Below are 848 nucleotides of genomic sequence, written 5' to 3' on the forward strand. Positions count from 1 at the left end.
CTGATCGTGGCCGGTGCGCTGGGTGTGCTGTTCACGCAGTTCGCGTTCCTGTCGCACGAGGCTGCGCACCGTCAGGTGTTCGAGTCCCAGAAGTGGAACGACCGTGCGGGCCGCTGGCTCGGCACGTTCCTGGTGGGCCTCAGCTACTCGTGGTGGATGAACAAGCACACCCGCCACCACGGCAACCCGAACACCGTCGGCAAGGACCCGGACATCGCCCCCGACGCGATCCGGTTCCTGCCCGAGGACGCCGCCGCCGTCGGGAACGGGCCGCTCCGGGTGTTCGTGCAGTACCAGGGCTGGTTGTTCTTCCCGTTGCTCACGCTCGAGGGCATCAACCTGCACCGGGCCGCCGTCATGTCGGTGCTCCGCGGGACGGGTGGGCGCAGAGACGTCCGGGGGCGGGTCCTCGAGGGCATCCTGCTGGTGGCGCGGTTCGCGATCTACCTGACGGTGGTGTTCTGGTTCCTGCCGTTCGGGATGGCGTGTGCGTTCCTCGGGGTGCAGCTGGCCGTGTTCGGCGTGATGATGGGCGCTTCGTTCGCCCCGAACCACAAGGGCATGCCGACGATCGCGCACGACGCGAAGGTCGACTTCTTCTCCCGCCAGGTGCGCACCTCGCGCAACATCCGTGGCGGCTGGTGGGTGTCGTTCCTGATGGGTGGGCTGAACTACCAGGTCGAGCACCACCTGTTCCCGTCGATGCCGCGGCCGGCGCTGAAGCAGGCCCGCCTGCTGGTGCGTGACCACTGCGACACCCTCGACGTGCCGTACACCGAGACCACGTTGCTGCGTTCCTACGGCATCGTCGTCCGGTACCTCAACCGCGTCGGACTCGCCGCCCGCGA

The 848-nt window shown here is 68.0% G+C and carries 1 protein-coding gene; it reads left to right on the forward strand.

The annotated features are described in order from the left end of the window. On the forward strand, positions 1-848 hold an 848-nt coding region (locus tag H7A73_RS17920; RefSeq protein ID WP_182067236.1), incomplete at both ends, for a fatty acid desaturase family protein.

The organism is Curtobacterium sp. ME12 (assembly GCF_903970855.1).
GTDB classification, from domain to species: domain Bacteria; phylum Actinomycetota; class Actinomycetes; order Actinomycetales; family Microbacteriaceae; genus Curtobacterium; species Curtobacterium poinsettiae_A.